The sequence below is a fragment of the Achromobacter xylosoxidans genome (assembly GCF_002192695.1).
Lineage (GTDB): Bacteria > Pseudomonadota > Gammaproteobacteria > Burkholderiales > Burkholderiaceae_B > Achromobacter > Achromobacter xylosoxidans_C.
The window spans coordinates 1-3,842 of sequence record NZ_MTLG01000049.1; the positions used below are offsets into that span (position 1 = coordinate 1).

Annotated in this window: 5 protein-coding genes; 2 read left to right on the forward strand and 3 right to left on the reverse strand. The window is 63.8% G+C overall.

The window, feature by feature from the left end; translation table 11 throughout:
- Positions 1-1,360 (forward strand): conjugal transfer protein TraG N-terminal domain-containing protein (locus BRO63_RS04935; RefSeq protein WP_088138682.1); only part of this gene is annotated, 1,360 nt, incomplete at its 5' end.
- Between the two features lie 6 nt (positions 1,361-1,366).
- Here the strand turns inward: BRO63_RS04935 and BRO63_RS04940 are convergent.
- The 3 genes from BRO63_RS04940 to BRO63_RS04950 all read right to left on the reverse strand — a co-directional run bounded on the left by BRO63_RS04940 (position 1,367) and on the right by BRO63_RS04950 (position 3,082).
- On the reverse strand, positions 1,367-1,726 hold the full coding sequence (locus BRO63_RS04940) for a DUF3742 family protein (protein WP_003050090.1): 360 nt from the start codon (positions 1,724-1,726) through the stop codon (positions 1,367-1,369).
- Between the two features lie 84 nt (positions 1,727-1,810).
- A complete protein-coding gene (locus BRO63_RS04945; protein ID WP_003050087.1) occupies positions 1,811-2,443 on the reverse strand; it encodes an RES family NAD+ phosphorylase in 633 nt (210 codons plus the stop codon).
- A gap of 12 nt (positions 2,444-2,455) precedes the next feature.
- Positions 2,456-3,082 carry a hypothetical protein gene (locus tag BRO63_RS04950; protein ID WP_003050085.1) on the reverse strand — a complete coding sequence of 209 codons (627 nt, stop codon included), beginning with the start codon at positions 3,080-3,082 and terminating at the stop codon, positions 2,456-2,458.
- Positions 3,083-3,397: 315 nt separating this feature from the next.
- Between BRO63_RS04950 and BRO63_RS04955 the strand changes: the two genes are divergently transcribed.
- A partial coding sequence (locus BRO63_RS04955) for a TraI domain-containing protein (protein WP_179215036.1) occupies positions 3,398-3,842 on the forward strand: 445 nt, incomplete at its 3' end.

Below are 3,842 nucleotides of genomic sequence, written 5' to 3' on the forward strand. Positions count from 1 at the left end.
CGAAGGCAACAAGGGCGTGCTCTCGGCTGCGCGCATCGAGAACCGGGTCTTCGTCGCCATCGTGGTGGTGATGTTCGCTGGCATCCCGTTCATCGACGTGGACCTCAACACCATCCAGTACGACAGCTCGCGCTCGGCCCAGTGCCAGGTCAGCGTGCCGCAGCCCACGGATACCGGCTGGTCGCAGTCCTTCAGCACCATCAACAACCAGTCGGCGAAGGTGCCGGTCTGGTGGGCTTTCATGCACGCGCTCTCGCGCGCCGTCACGAGCGCCTCGGTGGCGGCGATCCCATGCGGCACGGACCTGCGGCAGATGCGCATGGAGATCGACGCGACCCGCATTGACGACCCGGTACTGGCTCAGGAAGTAGCGGATTTCTCGCGGGATTGCTATGGGCCTGCACGGGCCAAATTGTTCATGCAGCGCCCTCAGCTTGATGAGCAGCAGATGCACGACGTGACCTGGATAGGGTCGAGGTTTTTCACGGACACGGGCGGCTACTACGACACCTACCGCTCAAGCACGCCGCGCGACGACTGGCCCTACGACAGCACCCGCGATGCGGGGCTTGCACAGGTGGGCAGCGGTGGCGGCTACCCGACCTGCAGGCAGTGGTGGGCCGATGGCGGCAATGGCCTGCGGGCACGCCTGCTGGGACAGGTGGACCCGAACCTGTTGAATCGCCTGGCAGGCTGGGCCGGGTTCCTGAGCAGGGCCGAGGTGGACGACTCGGTGATCCGCGCCATCGCGTCACCGCGGCAACAGAAATTGAACCAGGGTAGCGTCTATACGGACTATGGCGGCCAGATCGACAAGACCTTGCCGAACATCGTGACGCGGGCCACGGGAGACGTTGGGATGGCCGTCGGCGCGATTGCCGCGTTTCCCGCCATGGACGTCGTGAGACAGTCTCTGCCCATGGTCCTCGCCTTGCTCAAGATGGCGCTGGTCATCTGCATCCCGCTTGTGCTGGTCGTAGGCACCTACGATCTGAAGACGGTCGTTACCGTCAGCGTCGTGCAGTTCGCGCTCTTCTTCACGGACTTCTGGTTTCAGCTTGCGCGCTGGATCGATTCGACGATCCTGGATGCGCTCTATGGCTGGGGGTTCGGCTGGAATCGGCCGCACACCAACTTCGACCCGCTGGTGGGGCTGAACAACGCCTTCGGAGACATGCTCCTGATGTTTGTCACGGGCACGATGTTCATCGTACTGCCTACGTTCTGGATCATGGCCTTGGCTTGGGCGGGCGTTCGTGCCGGCAACGTGTTGCAAGGCCTCGCAGGAGCCACCGGAGATGCCAAGGCTGCTGGCGGAAGGGGAGGAAGCATTGCGATCAATGCAGTGTCGAAGAAGTGATCGCTGCTAGTCGTCCTCGACATGAGGATCAATGCGGAAACCGTCGTAGGTGTATAGGCCGAATCCTGCTGGTCCGTTTCGCCACTCTGGCTCGGGCAACTCCTCGCCCAAGTCGGTGTTGCGGGCCATCCAGGCAACCACCATGACGCACACCATCACCAGGGCCAGCCAGAAGGTGGTGTACAGCAGCACCCCGAGCGCAGCCAGCTTAACCATCCACACGAGCGCGGTGGCTCCAGCCGTCGGCATGCCCTTGGAAACCAACCAGTTCGACGCCCGCCGTTCACAGCGCGCGTAGGCACGCCATCCGCGGCCAAAGGCGCGGCCGAGGCGTTCTGCGGTGCTGGTGCGAGTCGTGGTGTTCATGGTCGTCTCCTACTGCTGAGGGATGCCTATTTCAGTTTGGTCCATTTCATTCTGTTTAGGGCTTCAATGTGTTCTCTTGCTGCTTCAGGACGCTTCGTCATCCGGTTCCAACGGGCCAGGGTCGGGCTCCACGCCGATGCGGTATGTAGCAACGAAACGCGGCCAGTCCACATGGTCAACGAGATCGATGTCCTCGATGACACTGACCTTCGCGCTGGCACGCTCGAACAGCGCGATGCTCTTGGCGGGATAGTTGTTGCGCGACGGATAGAGCACCCCGTCGAACAGCACCTGGCCGTCATCTCCAAGCATCGCATGCACCTGGGCCGACACCTGCTGCGTGTGCGTGTAGTCGCGGCTGGCCAACTGCTCCAGGTTCAGGCCGAAGTAGCCCGCCATGACGCCCGGCGCCGTGAGGTCGGCCAGAAGCACGTCGTCCATCACGCCCACTGCGCGCACCATCCGGCTCTGGACTTCTTTCAGCGCGATCGAGCGCTTCGTGTCCGCAAGCCACTGGTGCTTATGAAACACCGACTCCATCAGCGCCGTGGGCAGGTCGCGCCCCAGGTAGAGCACCCCGTAGGCCTGGGCCGGGTCATCGTAGCGATTGGTGCTGCTGCGGCCATAGTACAGCGGGCTGCCCCGATAGACGACGCGGCTCACATGCTGGAGCAGCTCACCGGCATCGATCAGGAACGAAGGCAGCTCGTGGCTCATGGCGATCTCGCTTCAATGCACCTGAACGCCCAGCACGTTGAACACGGCCTCGGCCACGTCGTCGATCGTGCCATGCGTCACCGCATCCACTGGCGAGCGGCCGCCCAAGCCTTCGAGCGGTTCGGACAGTGCGCGGTAGATCGTCCAAGGGTCGATGCCCTCGACCTCCTGAAGCACGGTTTGGGTCAACTGCTGCTTCACCGGGTCGAGCTGCCAGTCGGGCAGTTTCTGGCCTCGCGGCCCCACGTTCAGCGCCAGCAGCCGACGGGCGAGGATGTCCTTGTAGATCTGCTGGCGCGACTTGTCCGCCAGCTTGGCGTACTCCGCGGGCGGCAGGTTGTGCGGCTGGTTGAAGGTTTCCAGCAGCACGGCGCGGCCTCGCTGGACGTCGGTTTCAGTCGGCGCCCAGCGCGTCTCAGCGCGCAGCGCAGCCGTCTTACGCTTCAAGGCGTGCTCCACCGTTTCACCTTCGAGGTTGGCTGGCAGCTTTACCGCCTCCACGCGCTCGTGAATGAACGCCTGCAACTCGGCCGCGAAAGCCGGCGCATCCCGGATTTCGACGGTATCCGCGAAGCGGCGCACATCCTCCACGGTGACACGCGGCAGACGGTCGGCAATGAATTCAATGGCGGTGGGCATGGTCATCTCCCAGGTAGGTTTGAGACAGGACTTACTCTAGTCGCCTTTGTCGCATTTGTCAACTTTGACGCCTAGAGAGCAACCTACCTGGCGAAAACAGCGTCTCCGCAGCATAGGCCGAGGCCAGCGGCTGGTCGCCGCGCAATCCATTCGTGCGGGTTCCACATTGACGCTGGAACCGCAACCCAGGCCCCGCTATACCGAAACGGTTAAAGGCCAAAGGGCCGAAACGGCAAGGGAATGGGGTGCAAGGGGAAAGGCCCTACCTCGAAAAGGCAAAAAGGCCTCCCGGTCGGCCCGCCACAGGACACCCGCATGCTCTCCCTGTTCCAGCGAAAACGGCCCCCGGTCGCCGGCGCGCCACCGCCAGCACCCGCCACCGTCCTCCCGAAAGGGTTGATGCGGCCCGAGTCGGCCGCATCGCTGCTGGCCACCCCGCGCCGGCAGAAGCTGCTGGAGCACATTTGGCAGCGCACCTCGCTGTCGCGCAGGCAATTCGCCACGCTGTACCGAGCGCCCCTGGAACGCTACGCCGAGCTGGTCCAGGCCTTCCCGGCCTCCGAGGCGCATCACCATGCCTATCTGGGCGGCATGCTCGACCACGGCCTCGAAATCGTCGCCTACAGTCTGAAACTGCGGCAGTCCCATCTGCTGCCCATCGGCGCCAGCCCCGAAGACCAAGCGGCACAGTCCGAAGCCTGGACCGCCGCCGTCGCCTACGCCGCGCTGCTGCACGACATCGGCAAGATCGCCGTCGATC

Excerpts from the sequence above, each read along its gene's own strand:
- BRO63_RS04940 (WP_003050090.1), bottom strand. The coding sequence starts at position 1,726 with ATGAACACCACGACTCGCACCAGCACCGCAGAACGCCTCGGCCGCGCC.
- BRO63_RS04945 (WP_003050087.1), bottom strand. The coding sequence starts at position 2,443 with ATGAGCCACGAGCTGCCTTCGTTCCTGATCGATGCCGGTGAGCTGCTC.
- BRO63_RS04950 (WP_003050085.1), bottom strand. The coding sequence starts at position 3,082 with ATGCCCACCGCCATTGAATTCATTGCCGACCGTCTGCCGCGTGTCACC.